11 protein-coding genes are annotated in these 17,507 nt (G+C 41.3%); 6 read left to right on the forward strand and 5 right to left on the reverse strand.

Annotated elements, in window-relative coordinates; translation table 11 throughout:
- Window positions 1-96: 96 nt before the first annotated feature.
- Both RMY63_RS02065 and RMY63_RS02070 read right to left on the reverse strand, forming a co-directional pair.
- Window positions 97-1,317 carry a two-component system response regulator gene (locus RMY63_RS02065; RefSeq protein WP_322727099.1) on the reverse strand — a complete coding sequence of 407 codons (1,221 nt, stop codon included), beginning with the start codon at window positions 1,315-1,317 and terminating at the stop codon, window positions 97-99.
- Between the two features lie 512 nt (window positions 1,318-1,829).
- The gene (locus RMY63_RS02070) at window positions 1,830-2,765 is read right to left on the reverse strand and encodes a tRNA (5-methylaminomethyl-2-thiouridine)(34)-methyltransferase MnmD (protein WP_322727100.1); all 936 of its coding nucleotides are present in this window, start codon (window positions 2,763-2,765) and stop codon (window positions 1,830-1,832) included.
- A gap of 70 nt (window positions 2,766-2,835) precedes the next feature.
- Here RMY63_RS02070 and RMY63_RS02075 point away from each other — a divergent pair, with 70 nt between their 5' ends.
- The gene (locus tag RMY63_RS02075; protein WP_322727101.1) at window positions 2,836-3,657 is read left to right on the forward strand and encodes a sulfurtransferase; all 822 of its coding nucleotides are present in this window, start codon (window positions 2,836-2,838) and stop codon (window positions 3,655-3,657) included.
- A gap of 55 nt (window positions 3,658-3,712) precedes the next feature.
- Here the strand turns inward: RMY63_RS02075 and RMY63_RS02080 are convergent, their stop codons facing one another.
- Complete coding sequence (locus RMY63_RS02080) at window positions 3,713-5,014, reverse strand: hypothetical protein (RefSeq protein ID WP_322727102.1); 1,302 nt, start codon at window positions 5,012-5,014, stop codon at window positions 3,713-3,715.
- A gap of 678 nt (window positions 5,015-5,692) precedes the next feature.
- Between RMY63_RS02080 and RMY63_RS02085 the strand changes: the two genes are divergently transcribed.
- The 4 genes from RMY63_RS02085 (at window position 5,693) to RMY63_RS02100 (ending at window position 10,809) form a co-directional block, all read left to right on the forward strand.
- On the forward strand, window positions 5,693-7,075 hold the full coding sequence (locus tag RMY63_RS02085; RefSeq protein ID WP_322727103.1) for a FecR domain-containing protein: 1,383 nt from the start codon (window positions 5,693-5,695) through the stop codon (window positions 7,073-7,075).
- Window positions 7,076-7,413: 338 nt separating this feature from the next.
- The gene (gor, locus tag RMY63_RS02090) at window positions 7,414-8,790 is read left to right on the forward strand and encodes a glutathione-disulfide reductase (protein ID WP_322727104.1); all 1,377 of its coding nucleotides are present in this window, start codon (window positions 7,414-7,416) and stop codon (window positions 8,788-8,790) included.
- Between the two features lie 108 nt (window positions 8,791-8,898).
- On the forward strand, window positions 8,899-9,534 hold the full coding sequence (locus RMY63_RS02095) for a YqiA/YcfP family alpha/beta fold hydrolase (RefSeq protein WP_322727105.1): 636 nt from the start codon (window positions 8,899-8,901) through the stop codon (window positions 9,532-9,534).
- Between the two features lie 126 nt (window positions 9,535-9,660).
- Window positions 9,661-10,809, forward strand: a complete 1,149-nt coding sequence (locus tag RMY63_RS02100) for a histidinol-phosphate transaminase (protein WP_322727268.1) — start codon at window positions 9,661-9,663, stop codon at window positions 10,807-10,809.
- An 8-nt stretch (window positions 10,810-10,817) separates the two neighbouring features.
- Here the strand turns inward: RMY63_RS02100 and RMY63_RS02105 are convergent, their stop codons facing one another.
- Both RMY63_RS02105 and RMY63_RS02110 read right to left on the reverse strand, forming a co-directional pair.
- Window positions 10,818-11,372, reverse strand: coding sequence for a hypothetical protein (locus RMY63_RS02105; protein ID WP_322727106.1), 555 nt, complete (start codon window positions 11,370-11,372; stop codon window positions 10,818-10,820).
- Window positions 11,373-12,275: 903 nt separating this feature from the next.
- Entirely contained in the window at window positions 12,276-12,914 is a 639-nt protein-coding gene (locus tag RMY63_RS02110) for a GNAT family N-acetyltransferase (protein ID WP_322727107.1), read from the reverse strand.
- A gap of 1,028 nt (window positions 12,915-13,942) precedes the next feature.
- Between RMY63_RS02110 and RMY63_RS02115 the strand changes: the two genes are divergently transcribed.
- Entirely contained in the window at window positions 13,943-17,473 is a 3,531-nt protein-coding gene (locus RMY63_RS02115) for a response regulator (protein ID WP_322727108.1), read from the forward strand.
- The last annotated feature ends 34 nt before the right edge of the window (window positions 17,474-17,507 follow it).

Raw genomic sequence — 17,507 nt, forward strand, 5'->3', positions numbered from 1 at the left:
TTTACTCTTCAAAAGCAAAGATTATCATAATACCAATTAGCGTTTATTACAGCAGCTACAAATCATGACTCCCTATTCCCCACTCTTCCCTTTTTCCTAACAAGAGCAAATAAACTCTGCAAATTGCTGCATTAGTTTGGGATTACGCCAACCGGAATCAGTTTCTTCTTGCATCACTAAAAGGGCTTCTGCTGAAGTAAAAGCTCTTTTGTAAGGTCGTTCGCTGGTTAGGGCATCGTAAATATCAATTAATTGAAATACTTGCGCTAGGTAGGGAATATCATCCCCCTTGAGTCTATCAGGGTAGCCTGAGCCATCCCAACGTTCGTGGTGATGACGAATAATCGGAATTACACCGCGCATACTCCGTAGTGGTTGGCAGATTTTTTCTCCAATCAAAACGTGCTGCTGCATAATTTGCCAATCTTCGGGGGTGAGTTTGCCTTTTTTTAGCAGCACAGCATCGGGAATACCCACCTTACCGATATCGTGAAGATAGCCACCCCACATCAAATCTCGAATTTGATAGCGTGAGAGGTTGAGGTATTCACCAAAAACTTGTCCCAGTTTTACTAGACGTTCGCAATGGTTGCCTGTATTGGGATCGCGGCTTTCAATGGACATGGCAATAGAAAATAGTACTTGTTCAGCATGGTCTAAATCTTCATTCAGACGCTTCTGCCGCACCAAAGACTTTACACGTGCCGCCAGTTCTACCCGATCAAAGGGTTTGGTGAGAAAATCATCTGCCCCAACTTCAATTCCCCGAATGCGCGATCGCCTGTCATTTAACGCTGTAATAAAAATTACTGGGATTAACCTAGTCTGCTCATCCTGTTTAAGCAATTGGCACACTTCAAATCCATCCATTCCTGGCATCATTACATCCAGCAAAATCAAATCTGGTTGTTTTTGAGTTACCAATCCGACAACAATAGAACCAGTGTCCGCCTCAATTACTTCGTATCCTTCCATCCCCAAGAGGGCAACAGCAGTCATCCGGCTGGCGGCATGATCGTCAACTACTAAAACCTTCGGCGGATCTAAATCAAACCCATTCACTTTAGAACCTTTGGCTTGTAGTGTTCTAGAGACCAATGAATCATTACCACAATTAACATCAGATTTTATCCAAGAAGACATTGCTTGCCTATCTTCAAGCATAAGGTCTCCTTGAGATGAGCCTAAAGAAGAACCCTCCGCATTTTGCGATTTCACGGCATGATTTGAACCGATACTCTTCACTGTGCTAATGGGATTTGACCCATTAACAATTTTTTCTGTAAAGCCTGTATGGTTGGATTTCCATTGAATCACAAAGGCACTCCAAGTTTTTGCACAAGTTAGTTAACAGTGTCAGATTTTAAAAACAAATTTAATATTCGACGGTATCTGAGTCAGAGTTTCGATATAGATTATGCATGATGTCAAGCTGCCGATCTGAATTTTTCGCAGCATGTATCTTTTATGTTACGAACAAGGTGTATCTTCTTGTCAAATTTTTTGCTTCTAATTCCAGTATGATAAATTCTCACAAATCTTAAATCAGGTTTTTTACGGAGATTTTTTAGCCTTTTGGCGTCAGAAAGCGTTATAATTGACTCCTTTCTATCGAAATATCGGATTTTGAGTTTCAAGTCTTTATAGTAATCATTGTAATCATTAGATATAAATGTTTTTACTTACTCAGTTATAGCAATACCCAAGTACTGTTAAAGAGTATGTAATATTCAATACTAACATATAAATAAGCTATTTGGCTTGTAAAAACTCGTTGAATTAGGCTTGCACTCCATAGGCGTAGCATATCGTATGATATTGCAATCAAACTACAAATTAGTTCCCATAAAATCCAAATCCCTGCCTTGTGTTCCCAATAGCCACCTTTTTCGCCAATGGGAGGCAGGTTCCAGGCAAGAGGTTTGTTGCTCTTGTTGTCGCCGCCTGACTATGACTTCGGTTAGATCGCTCAATTGAGGATCGCGATAGGGAATAGCAGCACGAGTTAGCAAGTGTTCTTTTTCAACTTCTGAGAGGGTAGTGAGTGGGGAGCGTTCTTTAGATTCGGCATTTTTAGAATGTGTTGCCACAGTACCAGGCGATCGCCTTCCTACGGGTGGGGTAGAAGATATCACCAAGCCAGCAGACAAAAGTGCTGTGCGTACAGCAGCAGCACAAGAATAGGTGGCTAATAAACCATCTGGATGTAAGCACAATGACAGCTGTTTAATAAATTCAACAGTCCATAATTGAGGACACTGTGGTGGTGAAAAGGGATCGAGGAAAATTGCATCTGCCCAGAAACCCGACTGACGTACTAGCGTTATCGTAGTTCTAGCATCGCCAATTAGTAGCTTCGCTTTCAGGCAAGGTGTTTGTACTTGATGCTCAAAAGCTAGCTTTTTTAAAATTTCAATATAGTTACAGTTCCAATTGTCGAACAAATGATGAGCGATCGCCGCTTGTGGCACTGCTGGATTCAGTTCTAAACCGATTACTTCAACACAACAACTAGGATTCACTGCCCAAATTGTTTGCAAAGCAGCAGCCGTATTATATCCTAGACCATAACAAACATCCAATAATCGCAAGACTGGTTTTTGCGCTGCTGTAGCCAGTTGAGTAGGTTCCACAAACTTGCAAAAACTTTCCTGTTGCGCTCCATAATGGCTGTGAAACGATTCACCAAACTCTTGAGAGACAAAGGTGAAAGAACCATCTGCTGTTAACTTAGGTATAAAATTCTCTAAGTTGTCATTGGTCATTTGTCATTTGTCATTGGTCATTTGTCATTTCTCCCCCTGCCTCCCCATCTCCCTCATCTGCCCATACCCTATGCCCAATCCCCAATTTGTTGTATCGCAAACTTGGCTATTTGAACATCTAAAAGATCCGCAAGTCGTTATTGTAGATTGTCGCTTTTCTTTAGCCGATCCACAACTAGGACAACAACAGTACCAAACAAATCATATAGAAGGATCGTATTACCTAGATTTAAATCAGGATCTTTCCAGTCCAGTGGGTAAGCATGGCGGGAGACATCCTTTACCTAACCCTAATGATATAGCTAACAAATTGGCAGCGATTGGGGTAAATTACCAAAAAAGTTTAGTTGTCGCTTATGATGATTCGCGCTTTGCCTTTGCGGCTCGTCTATGGTGGCTGTTGCGCTATCTAGGACATGAGCAAGTAGCAGTACTGGATGGCGGCTTGGCTGGATGGCAAAAAGCTGGATATTCTGTTACAGATGTTATTCCTTTGCCCCGGATGGGTACGTTTGTCGCTCAAGTACAAACACAAAAGGTGGTAGATATTACAGCGGTGAAAAGCCAAAAAGATAGCCACGAGGTAATATTGGTAGATTCGAGAGAGAGCGATCGCTATCGAGGCGAACGAGAGCCAATTGATCGAATTGCCGGACATATTCCCGGTGCAGTCAACTATCCCTGGCAAGAAGTTACAGACTCTTCCGGCTACCTACTCCCTCCAGAAGAACAACGCCGTCGCTGGGAAAAGCTAGAAACAGCCGCAGGAATATTGGTATATTGCGGTTCTGGCGTTACTGCTTGTGTGAATTTACTTTCTTTAGAATTAGCTGGTATTAGCAGGGGTAAACTTTATGCTGGTAGCTGGAGTGATTGGATTTCCTATTTATAGTCATTAGTCATTGATTTTTGACAAATGACAAAGGACAAATGACAAATGACAAATTTCAAAACCGACCTAATTGGAAACTATAATTAATAGTGAAGAACCAGCCATCAAAATCAATGTTTTGGGCGGTTGAACTACCTAAACTTACTCCAGCCTCCATATTCATATTAATAGTGTCGGATATTTGGTAATTTAAGTGTCCGAATAGCCGATAAAATTCGTCTTCTCGATCGCGCTGTGTAAAGTCTGATAAATTCATTTGGTAATCAATACCAACCTGGAGAGGCTTTTGCAAGTAGTAGTTCAGAGACACCCAAAAGGAATTGATTATCCGATTACGACTTTGGGGATCGGCAAAATTTACACTCAATTGGTAGAAGCTATCTAGAGTTAATCTTGAAGTTAAGGGATCTCGGCGTCCCAAAGACAGTTGTAGGGAATTTTCATTTAAAAAGCGATCGCCTGCTTTGAAGCTATCGAAGCGATCGCTGCTGTTGGCATAAAATAACTGTTGATTGCTCCAACTGATTTCTCCAAACATTTGTTGGGATAGCTGCTGGTAAATACTGAGATTGAATCTCACCTGGTTGTAATGATATTGTGACTGGTTTATATAACGAATCAGATTGCCATCAATTGAGCCATTTACAAAAGTCTTAGATCCCAAAGGAAAATATGTAGAGGCTAGTGTCAGTCCAGAAATAATTAAACCATCTTCTATGGGACTATCATTTGAGGAAAAAATGTTACTGGTTTGGAAGTAGCCGACACGTCCTTGTAGATAGCCGATAGGTTTAAATTTAGGTACGGGTTGTTCTATCGGTAGTGGTAGCTGTTGTTCTAGAGGTCGTAACCGCACCCGTAACCCCAATTCGCGATCGCTATCAGATTCAAACGGTTGTTTTGGCGATCGTAGCAGTTCTATCAACCTCTCTAGCCTTTGGGAATACTCTATCTCAGGTAAATTTAATATTTGCTCTTTTGAGTCTGAAGGAGATATGGGCACATTATTTGGCTGCGATTCTAGCTGTGGCGGGTCATTTTGCTTTTGAGTATCTATAGGTTCTTTGGTTTGATCTGGGGTTTGAGTCGTTTCTGGTGTTTGCTGTGCCAGATTTAACGGCATCTGAGAATCTAAAGTATTTGACTCACTCGACAGCTTGCACAAAGAGTTAATTGCCTTTTGCTCCAACTTATGACATAACTGCTCATGAGTTAACTGTGTAGTTGCTAAATTGTTAGGATGCCAAACATCTGTAATTGCAGATTCTGCCGCATTTACTCTAATGCAACACCAGGTTCCACCACTGGAGGTTAACAAAATACAAAAAAACACATTTTTCCAGTTCATGAGTCGCATCTGGTTAGATCGCATTGATTGCGTTTGGCAAATATAGACCCACAAGCTGTATCGGAAGTTCCGACTACAAAGATACAGTTGATTGCATCTATTTTAGCTTTGTAGGTATATACTGAAACTACAAACTAAAATTGCTGCTTTTCGGATTTTTCCCAGATTTTTTTGTAAAACTGAGAGGCTCCGATAAAATTGCTGCTTAAATTTTAGTGAAATACAGCCAGTGAGTAATTTCACAACAAATCCTTAGCAAGTTATTGTCCCCCATAATTAATGATCCTCTGGCTGAACTGATTATAAAGGATTATATGTAAGGTACTTCTAATTTAATTGTTTATATCAAATACTAACTTTTAAATCTACTACAGAGTTTATTGCATACAATTTAACTTTCAGAGGGAAAACTTAAATAAACTAAATGCATATAGATAGTAATCCAATTTGATTCATGAACTTGCTTACGTAGATACGGAACAGGTAGACACGAAAAAAAGTAATAGATGTATACTGAGTTTTTTCAAAATAAAATATGAGTTATTTATTTCACTTATTATCTAGATTTATGCATTAAATCTAAATTAAAATTTAAACTAATTTACCTAAAAAAACTCTTACAACAATTAGCATTAGCTTAAACTTGAATTTTTATGATATTAGTTGAAGGTCAAAATTTATCAAACTATGTTTTATAAATCGTTTCCATTATTGGTGATTGGTTTATGGGGAGTTATAGTACTGCCTCTGCCAAATCGGGTAAGCGCTATAACTCCTCTAACGCGAGCAGAGATTCAGAACCTCCGCAACATCGTACAACTGATACCCAAAGATCAATTGAAGAAACGTCCTGCACGCAAATTAGATGCAATGACTCCTGGGGACGGGTTGTCAACTGGTCGAGCTTCTCTGGCAGATTTGCGTTTTAATGATGGCTCTTTGGCACGAGTTGGAGAACAAGCGTTATTTCAATTTTTGCCGAAGACTCGTGACTTTAAACTGACAAACGGGACTGTGTTGTTGCTCATCCCACCAGGAAAGGGGCAAACACGTATACAAACACCAAATGCAGCAGCAGCAATTCGTGGTTCAGCATTATTTGTACGCTACGACCAACAAACAGACACCACGATTGTAGGTGCGCTGACAAATAGTGGCATTGAAGTTTCTAACAAGAAAGCTACTGAAACTAAGGTTTTAGAAGCAGGGCAAATGGTGATTATAATTAAAGGTGAATTTCAAAGGTTATATGATTTTGATCTAAGAAATTTTTATGAAACGAGCCAGATGGTTCGGGAACTTGATTTGAACAGGCAGAGTCCTGTGCCTACACCTGATCCTGCAATCACCAGTGTTCAAGCCGAAACTGCTGCGGCTTTGGAAGCACAGTCACCGATAAAAGGCGAGGGAGTAATTGATAACCCCTCTATTGTGCAGTTAACTCCTAGTCCTTCAAATTCCTCAGCAAACTCTTCAGAGAAAACAGGAGAAGCCTCGACAAATACTAACCAGCAAAGTGTACCAAGTACTAACAACAGTAAGGTAAACACTGAAGATAGTAACGTTGGAGCTGATTCTAGTTCAGAAAACCCGACAAATAAAAATCCGCAAAATAACACATTACCAATCAGCCCAACAGAACCAACACCTGTAATCCCAACAGAACCAACACCTGTAATCCCAACAGAACCAATACCTGTAATCCCAACAGAACCAACACCTGTAATCCCAACAGAACCAACACCCGTAATCCCAACAGATACAACACCCGTAATTCCAACAGATACAACACCCGTAACCTCAACAGATCCAACACCCCCCGTAACTCCAACAGATACAACACCTGTAATCCCAACAAATACAACACCCGTAACCTCAACAGATCCAACACCCCCCGTAATCCCAACAGATACAACACCCGTAATCCCAACAGATACAACACCCGTAATCCCAACAGATTCAACACCCGTAATCCCAACAGATTCAACACCCGTAATTCCAACAGATACAACACCCGTAATTCCAACAGATACAACACCCGTAATCCCAACAGAATCTCCAAGCACATAAAACTGCTAATGGGTAAAAAATGCTCTGCGATCGCCAAAGGCATTACGTTTTGTCATAATTTTGCATGAGTCCTGTGGAACTTAGCTGCTCAATGCAGTAGCAGTAGTACAGACTTATGCTTGACTAGGGGTAGAACTATAACAACTGTTAACTACCGCCTTTATAGCCGCCGCCAAAGCAAAAAGTGATATTCCCTACGACCAGATAGCATCTGCTAACGCTAGATTAAATCAAGGACAGGACTTACACAGTGTTCACCGGATATCCTTATATAGTTCAATCACGTTCTGTGTGTAAGTTCCCAGGAACTAACTTGTTGCGAAAGAGAACATAAACTTATGACTTTTGATTACGACCTGTTTGTAATTGGTGCGGGTTCTGGAGGTTTGGCGGCTTCCAAACGAGCGGCTAGCTACGGCGCAAAAGTGGCGATCGCTGAATATGATTTAGTTGGTGGCACTTGTGTGATTCGCGGTTGCGTTCCCAAAAAACTCATGGTCTATGGCTCTCACTTTCCTGAACTGTTCAGTGACGCTTCAGGCTATGGCTGGAAAGTGGGTAATGCGGAGTTTGACTGGGAATATTTCATTACATCTATAGATAAGGAAGTTCGACGACTATCACAACTACACATCAGCTTCTTGGAAAAAGCCGGAGTAGAACTATTTTCTGGTCGCGCCACATTGGTAGACCCCCACACTGTAGAAGTTGATGGACGTAAGGTTACAGCAGACAAAATTTTAATTGCTGTTGGTGGGCGTCCTATCAAGCCAGATTTAGCAGGAATGGAACATGGCATTACCTCCGACGAAATCTTTCATTTAAAAGAACAACCAAAACACATCGTCATTATTGGCGCTGGTTATATCGGCACGGAATTTGCTTGTATTATGCGCGGTTTGGGTTCTGAGGTGACACAAATTACCAGAGGTGAAAAGATTTTGAATGGATTTGATGAAGATGTCCGCATAGAAATTGAAGAGGGTATGACGAACCACGGAATTCGCTTGATTAAGAATAATGTGGTGAAAGCAATTGAACGCGTCCCAGAAGGGTTGAAACTGACTTTATCAGGGGATGACCAAGAACCACTAATTGCTGATGTGTTTTTAGTAGCGACCGGTCGAACTCCCAATGTAGATGGATTAGGTTTAGAAAACGCTGGGGTTGATGTTGTGGCTAGTTCTATCGAAGGGCCTGGATACCCTACCACAAACGCGATCGCAGTCAATGAATATAGTCAAACTACTCAACCGAATATATTTGCTGTTGGTGATGTTACCGACCGAATTAATTTAACTCCCGTGGCCATTGGCGAAGGTCGCGCCTTTGCCGATAGTGAATTTGGGGATAATCGCCGCGAATTCAGTCACGAAACTGTGCCCACAGCCATATTTTCTAACCCAGAAGCCGCGACAGTCGGCTGGACAGAAGCCGAAGCACGGGAAAAACTCGGTGATGCCGTCAAAATTTTTCGCACTCGCTTCCGCCCCATGTACCACAGTTTGACTGGTAAGCAAGAGAAGACAATGATGAAGTTGGTGGTTGATAGCAACACCGACAAAGTTCTAGGCGCTCACATGGTAGGTGAAAGTGCAGCTGAAATTATCCAAGGTGTGGCGATCGCACTCAAGATGGGCGCAACTAAAAAAGACTTTGATGCCACTGTGGGTATTCATCCCTCATCCTCAGAGGAATTTGTCACAATGCGGTAATAATAGTTATGAGTTATGAGTTATGAGTTATGAGTTGAAGAAAGAAACTCATAACTTAAAACTTACAACTCCTAACTCTTCACTCCTAACTCCTAACTATTAACAGTCTTGCACTACATATATCTTCACGGATTTGCTTCTAGCCCTAAATCTGCTAAAGCAGGGGATATAGGCGATCGCTTTACCCAAATTCAGACAAAGCTGAAAATTCCTGATCTCAATGCTGGCGATTTTTCTCAATTGACAATTACTCGTCAGCTTGCTCAAGTTGCCGCAGAATTCAGCAATGATTCTATACCAGTAACGCTCATTGGCTCAAGTTTGGGTGGTTTGACTGCTGCCCACTTGGGACAACAAAATTTGCAAGTACAACGCTTAGTTTTGCTAGCACCAGCTTTTAATTTTTTATCTCATTGGTTGCCCAAGCTAGGAGATGAAGAAGTACAGCGTTGGCAGCAAGAAAAATATATCATGGTCTACCACTATGGGGAGCAGCGATCGCTTTCTTTAAGTTACGATTTTGTTACAGATGCTGCCCAATACCAAGAAAAGCTTTTGCAACGCCCTATTTCTACCCTAATTTTGCATGGCAAAAAGGATGAAGTCATTCCGATCGAAGCTAGTCGTGACTTTGCGCGTTCCCGTCCTTGGGTGGAGTTAGTCGAACTCGATAGTGACCACGCTTTGGGTAATGTTATGGAAGAAATTTGGCAGGCAATTCGCCTCTTTTGCCAATTACCTTGAAGTTGTAAAATATTAGACTCACACATAAATAATGTCCTTAGTCATTTGTCCTTTGTTAGTTACTAATGACTAATGACTAATGACTAATGACTAATGACTAATGACTAATGACTAATGACTAAAACTATGCCTCCCTTCATCCGCTCAGATTTAGCCCAATTTACCGCGTATAAACCGCATCCTAGCAGCGATACAGCCGATTCTGTCGCCACACAGTTCGATCGGTTAGATACAAATGAAAGCCCCTACGATTTACCACCTGAGTTAAAAGAGAAGCTGGCGTGGACGTATCAACAAGTAATTGAAACAAATCGTTATCCCGATGGCGGACATGAAACACTTAAGAATGCGATCGCTGAGTACGTTAATCAGTCAGCTGCCCTCTCATCATCCTTATTTACTGCTGCCAATATTTCTGTTGGTAATGGTTCAGATGAACTAATCCGCTCTTTATTAATCGCTACCTCTCTAGGAGGAGAAGGGTCAATTCTTGTTGCCAATCCCACTTTCTCGATGTACGGAATTTTGGCGCAAACTTTGGGCATTCCTGTAGTGGCGGTGGGGAGAAATGAAACAAATTTTGAAATTGACATAAGGGCCGCACAGTCTGCGATCGAACAAACTCAAAATCCCCCCATCCGCGTAGTTTTCGTAGTACATCCCAATTCGCCGACTGCCAACAGTTTAACTGCGGCAGAGTTGGCATGGTTAAGAAGTTTGCCAGAGCATATTTTGGTAGTAATTGATGAAGCTTACTTTGAATTCAGTCAAACTACCTTAGTAGGTGAATTAGCACAGCGTCCTAATTGGGTAATATTACGCACTTTCTCTAAAGCTTTCCGATTGGCATCTCTCCGTATTGGTTATTGCGTCGCTCATCCCGAAGCGATCGCCATTTTAGAAAAAGTTCGTTTACCTTACAATCTCCCCAGTTTTTCCATAGCAGCAGCATTAGTTGGTCTACAAAATCGTGCACTCTTGCTGGAATCAATTCCCCAAACTTTGAGTGAACGAGCCAAACTCATCGAAATTTTATCCCAGCAACCAGAACTACAAATTACTCCAAGTGCTGCCAACTTTATTTACCTGCGTCTTAAAGCAAATCGCTTTAATTCACAAGAAGCTGCCTTAAAAACTTTTCATCAGAAACTTAGAACACTCGGCACTCTTGTGCGACACATTAGCGGAGGATTGCGAATTACTGTCGGAACGATAGAAGAAAACGCCCGCACCGTTAATCGAGTAAAAGCTGCTTTAGCAAATTTGAAATTTTAGCAATTTACTCAGTAATTAAACCTGCTATTTACCTCACTGCCCAAACGGCGTACCACTCCCACTGTTTGTGGCAGCACACCCACTAAAAGAGCAAAGGCAACATCCGGTAAAAGAGCTACTATTTCTGGTGGAAAGTATTGTTCAAATTGATCGAGAATCTTCTGGACTCGCTGCCCAGGCAGTGGGTTTTCTGTAATTTGTTTGATCAATCGAATCCACTGTCGCCTAATCAAGTAAGCCTTCTGGCGTTCTTCATTAGATTCAGGAGTTAATAAAGAAAGATTACCTATGGGCAGTGCCCTTTGGCAATCACAATCGTAATCCCCACCCACAGCAGCCCCTGGACCAGCAAACTCTGCATGGTAGCGTTTAAAGAGTATTAATCCATTTCGCCTGCGACTATTGACGATGAAAACTTCTCCACTGTGCAAACGTGTAAGGATATCCGAGCCTTGTGATTGCTCAGTTCCGTCTGACATGACAACAGAGTCAAGGAAAGTAGTTTCAGGGTAATAAGTTGATACCATAGAGGTCTGATAGCGTTGATGCTGTTCGCTATCCATGTTGTTTAAACTTTTAATGAATGTTGTTGTAGTATGCACTTCAAAACGGAACTAGCTGTTATATCAAATCAAGTTTTTGAATTCTTTTATTATCAAGACCTTTCTGGTCAATCTAACTAAAAATAGCAATATTATATATAGGCGTTGTTTCAGTAATTGAGTGATTATATTTTATGAGATATAACTAGATTTGTCTGTAAACTATACTCGTGTTTTCTTAAAGTTTTTATAAAGATAAATATATAAATTACAAAGTTATTATGAGGAAGTAATTATTTCTTTCAACGCGATTTCGCCTTATGTTCCCATTATAGTCCATTTTCTGCTAAGTCGAATGCTTTAAAAAATTTGTTAACCATAAATCCGAAAAGGCTAAATTTAACATTTTTTAATATTAAAAATATTTCCTAAAAAGATAATTTGTTTAAATAGACGAGGGGATTTTTCGTAAAAAGTTTAAAAAAATATTCTTTTGAAAAAAAATATCAAAAGCTATTTACTCGCTTCGTAAATTAACAAACATTGTTTTAGTTTTGATCTATAGGACTCCTGTTTAATTGCGTGAAAAAACCAGTATAACTCAAAGAGCCTTCATTACCGTTAACTCTTGGCTGCTAAACCATGTAAGTTCTCCAAATCAAAGCGGATTTATCTGGATATTTAGCTAATATTGGCTAGATTTCTAATCAAACCTCGTCTACTTGAAAACCTGGAGTTCTTAAGAGAAGTATATTATTTAGTCCTGGCTTGAGTTTTGAGCTTTCTCTAAGTCAAAAAAACTATGCTTCTCAAGGTAGACGTGGTTTAGCTTAGTTTGTGTTTAATTACCGCTATGATTTCTAGATTTTATCGAATTAATTGGAATGGAACACAAAACTTGACAATTGCCAGCCAAAACAAAATTCAGATAATGGAATCAGCACTCAGGTGCTTGTGCAATAACATCTGGCTTGAGCGTCTTAGAAGAAATGTATTCCAATTAGATTCGACTTTATCCACTCGATATCCCAGCTTGAAATAAAGCTGTCTTGCTTGATGGTTATTTTCTAAAACATGGAGATATAAGTCTTGAAATCCCCACTCGCGAGAGACTTTTTCACAGCTAGTAAGTAATCCTGAAGCCACACCATGCCTACGGTATTTTGGGTGAACCGCTAAATTAGATAAATAAGGAAAACCTACACCAGCTTGGCTCCATGAATCACTACTATAACGTACACCCAGTTCCACACTTCCCACTAAGTTATTAGCCTCACCAGTAGTAGCTTCAAGGGCAACTAAGCAAAGATGACGGGGCGTAGGTGATGCCATCCGATGCCTTAAGTCCTCGTAAATACCCAGACGTAGTAATGGGAAAGCCCATCCCCATATACCCTTGTGGGAGTGAAAGCTTTCAGTAATAATTTGGGCAACACCAATCAAATCAGTCGATGTAGCTGTACGAATTTGGAATTGGTAGGAAGCTGGATCGATTGGCTGTTGGTGGTATGAGTGAAAAAACCGATATTTCAAGGCTAGTTTAGTATTGATTTTATTCAACAAAAATTTTCTCAAATATCCTAAAACAAGATTTAAACTAAATCAGAACTTTAAAGTTGCCCAGGAGATTTAACTGAACCAGTATTGCTAATTCACTTTTGCTTGTCGATTAAACAAATTTTTATACTTTAGCTTGGAGTTTTATAACCTGCATTTTTGAAAGAGTATTAGGAGTTACAACTTCATAAATCCATAACCTTAAATTCAGTATGTTCATTGCATCCCTTGTTTTAGGTAGGCAAAATATCAAACTGATTGCCACAAAAACATCTGTAAAGTGATAAAGCTTTGAGCAAGTGGGCAGAGGAATAGCATAACTTGTTCGTAAGCAGCATTTCTGAAATTGTTAAGTAAGTACACTATTGACAAGCTTTGGTTTCAAACCTCCCTTGGTTGCAGTACTGAACTTGTTTTTGCAGTCGCCGCTACCCTGACACTACTTTGCTACCAAGTCATCCAAATAGGCTGTACAGGTACTGGAACAAGAATCTGTAAGGTTCCCTAATCCCTAATCTCTAACTCCTCAACCAATACTACTTGTCTTAATGATAGTTCTGATTGCTAAATTAGAATAGGTATTTGTCTAATAGTATACTTTGGCTTTAAATCTTATTGTTTTAATTTCGCTGACTCTACCATGACTACCATAAATAAAATTTACCTGCAAGTGTTATTACAACAGCTGTGGAGGGAAAACTTAATATGCAGCTTTATCTGGATTTTTCAGCTGGCTATGAGCGCTGTATGTATTATCAGACATTGCTCACAGGAGGTAAAAAAAGATTTGGCAAGCAACCGTCGACTCTATAACACCAAAACTGACAATGAAAGCAATTACACTGCACCAACGCAAACGGGAATCGGCACAAGCAATTGAGACGAATTACTGTGAGTAAACGCTCCTACACTCAGCAGTCATGTAGCCAAACAGCCCTATTGGTCGAAATGCTCTGCTCTGACCTGACTCAGAAAAATCCTTACCTGATCAGATTATTCTTTATCCGACTGCCGTTGCAGCAGGAAAGCGGTGCATGAAATCCCAAGCAAACAGTAAGCCTAAAATTTTGGTTGTCGATGATGAACCAGACAACCTTGACTTGCTTTACCGCACTTTCTATCGTGATTATAAGGTGCTAAGGGCAACCTCTGGCCCTGCGGCCCTCGATCTGCTGGCTCAAGAGGGAGAGATCGCGGTGATCATCTCCGATCAGCGGATGCCGATGATGAGCGGTACAGAATTTTTGAGTCTGACAGCAACTCAATATCCAGATATTATTCGGATTATTTTAACTGGCTACACCGATGTCGAAGACTTGGTGGAAGCAATCAATGCTGGCAAGGTATTTAAATATGTAACTAAACCGTGGGAAGCAGAGGAACTAAAAGCAGTGGTACGCCAAGCTTTGGATACCCACAATGTCCTCAAAGCTAGAACCCGCGAACTTACCCGCACACTCCGTCAAGAATCGCTGCTGAATACTGTTACCAATACGATTCGCAGTGCTTTAGACTACAGACAAATTTTGCAAGCAATTGTAGATACAGTGGGTCATATGTTGGAGGTGGATGTTTGTCTGCTACGTCCCTTCCAAGATGAGCAGTTGGCGGATAAAGGGTTTATTTATCAGAAGCCTCTTTCTGAAGAGGCAGAGGTGCAGGAGAGCAAAGGGGAAGTGGCAGTAAGTCTTTCCCCTCTGCCCGCCATATCCTCTGCTCCCCCTCTGTCTCTTTTGGCTCAGACGGTGTGGGAAACCCGCGAAGTCCAGGTGATTCATGATGCGATTGATGATGAGCGCATTCACGGTAACACTCCCGAACTGCGCGAGCGTGCGGAAGCTTTTGCTGCTGCTAACATTTGTTCTAGTTTAGTTGTGCCATTGATCTGTCAACAAGAACTGATGGCAGTGCTAGCATTGCACCAGTGTTCTCTGGCTCGCTTCTGGGGTGATGATGAGGTGCAGTTAGTACTGATGGTAGCAGATCAGGCAGCCTTAGCTTTGTCTCAAGCTTATGCTTACGAACAAGTACGTGCCCTTGCCAAGCGAGAGAGCCTGATTAATACGATTACTAGCGCGATTCGCTCTAGCCTAGATCCTCAAGATATCTTTGCGGCAATTACCCAGCAATTGGGACAAGCGTTACAAGTTGATGGCTGCGTCTTGTCTTTGTGGACTGAGGAAGATAAGTTTGTTGAGTGTGTGGGCTTGTATGACAGTTTTCAACATCCAGAAAATTTAAGATCGCCAGCCCTTGACAATAATTTAGGTAGCAATAATCACGTTTCACCCCTGAGATTACCCTATTCTCAAGCATCCATACAGGAGAATCCCATCCTTCAACAAATGCTACAGACACATGAACCTGTGGTAATTGGTAATGTGAGCCATTCTTTTTCAGATGTGCAGGGTTTTGATTTGTCTTTAAAAATGCCAGCGCGATCGCTAATGTTTGTGCCATTATTGGCTGATGGAAAATGTATCGGTAGTATTACTTTACATGAAGGTAAAAAAGTACGCCAATGGTTGCCATCTGATATTGATTTAGCGAAAGCAGTAGCAGCGCAAGCCGCGATCGCTGTCCAGCAGTCACACTTGTATCAAAAAACTCGCCAACAAGCTGAACGCTTACTGGAATTAGACAAACAAAAAACCGAATTTTTCCAAAATATTTCCCATGAGTTTCGCACACCGATTACCTTGATTCAAGGGCCTTTAGAGTCGGCAGTGGCGGCTGGTGAGGGATTATCTTACTCTCAAAGTGCGATCGCCCTGCGTAACTCCCGCCGCCTGCTGCGACTGGTAAATCAACTTTTAGATTTACAACGGCTGAATGCGGGGAGAATGCAGCCAAATTTCCATCCCTGCGATTTAGTCGAATTTGTCAGCCAAATAGTGGAATCTTTTCGTCCCTACTGCGAGAAAAAGAAACTGCATCTTGTCACCCAGCTAGATGAATGTTCGACGGTGTACTTGGACATGGAAAAATTTGACAAGGTAGTTTATAACCTCTTGTCAAATGCCATGAAGTTCACTCCCGAAGGTGGGACGATCGGTGTCAGACTAAAATCTGAGCGCGATCGTTGCATCTTGCAAGTACAAGATACTGGAATTGGTATTATTAAAGAACAAATTCCTCACCTATTTGAGCGCTTTCGCCAAGCTGAAGGTTCAGCAAATCGCTCCTATGAAGGCAGTGGTTTGGGTTTAGCTTTAGTTAAAGAATTAGTAGAATTACATGGTGGTCAAGTCACTGTGGAATCAGTTTATGGTGAAGGTACTACCTTTAGTTTATGGCTGGTGACTGGAAATGCTCATTTACCTGCACAGCAAGTACTAGAAACATCTACCGAACTGAATACCAGCCGCGCTAGCGTAGAATTGGCTGATTTAGAACTAGTAGAGTCAACAACAGACAATATTGAAGATATTACAATAAACCTCTCCCCCAGTGTTGATACTAAAGACTTAGCACTTAAGACTCAGCACTCAATTTTAGTTGTAGATGACAACCCCGATTTGCGAACCTATGTATCTGAGATTTTCCGCCGTAATGGCTATCATGTACAGACAGCTCGTAACGGTCATGAAGGGCACAGTAAAGCTAAGGAAATTATACCCAGCTTGATTGTGACTGACTTAATGATGCCCTTAGTGAGCGGACTTGAGATGATTCAGATGATCCGCAATGAGGAGACGTTGAAAGGAACACCAATCATTCTGCTGACAGCGAAAGTAGATGAAGAAACCCGCATCGAAGGTACAGAACATGGCGCAGACGCTTATTTAGCAAAACCATTCAACGATCGGGAACTTTTGGCGGAAGTTCGCAATCTTTTAGCGTTGAAAGAAAATGAACGGCGAATTGTGGAGTTAAATACTTATTTAACGGAATCGGTGCTAAAGCGCTTTTTACCTGCTGTGTTGGTGCAAAAAGCCGCAACCGGAGATTTAACGTTAGATTTGCGCCCAGAACCACGCTTAATTACAGTTTTGTTTAGCGATATTGTGGGTTTTACACAGCTAGCCAATACTCTCAGATCCCGACGAGTCGCGGAGTTGCTAAATGAATATTTAGAAGCCATGACCAAAGTTGTCTTTAGCAATGGCGGCACTGTAGATAAATTTATGGGAGATGCTATCTTAGCTTTATATGGAGCGCCGGAAGAACTAACTCCTAATGAACAAGTACGTCGTGCTATTAATACAGCAAGAGCAATGCACCGCTCACTGGCTGACTTGAACCAGCGCTGGCGAGAGCAAGGTGTATTCGATAGCGACAAACTTACTAGCGTACAGTTTCGGTGCGGTATTCACCAAGGTACTGCTGTTGTGGGGATGTTTGGTAGCGCTGAACGTGCCGATTATACTGCTATTGGCCCAAGTGTGAATATTGCCGCAAGGTTGCAAGCTGCTGCTGTTCCCGGTACAATCCTGGTTTCTGCTGCCGTAGCAGATTATTTACAGGAAGGAGAAATTACTAAAGGTAGTCCGCTAGAACTTAAAGGAGTAGATGAAACAGTTTTGACTTTCGCTGTTTCACCAGAGGTAATGGTTAATCGCTAAAATTTAGACTGGTATTTTAAAGCATTACCAATGA

Origin of the sequence: Nostoc sp. ChiQUE01b, assembly GCF_034531255.1 — a bacterium.
Taxonomy (GTDB): Bacteria; Cyanobacteriota; Cyanobacteriia; order Cyanobacteriales; family Nostocaceae; genus Nostoc.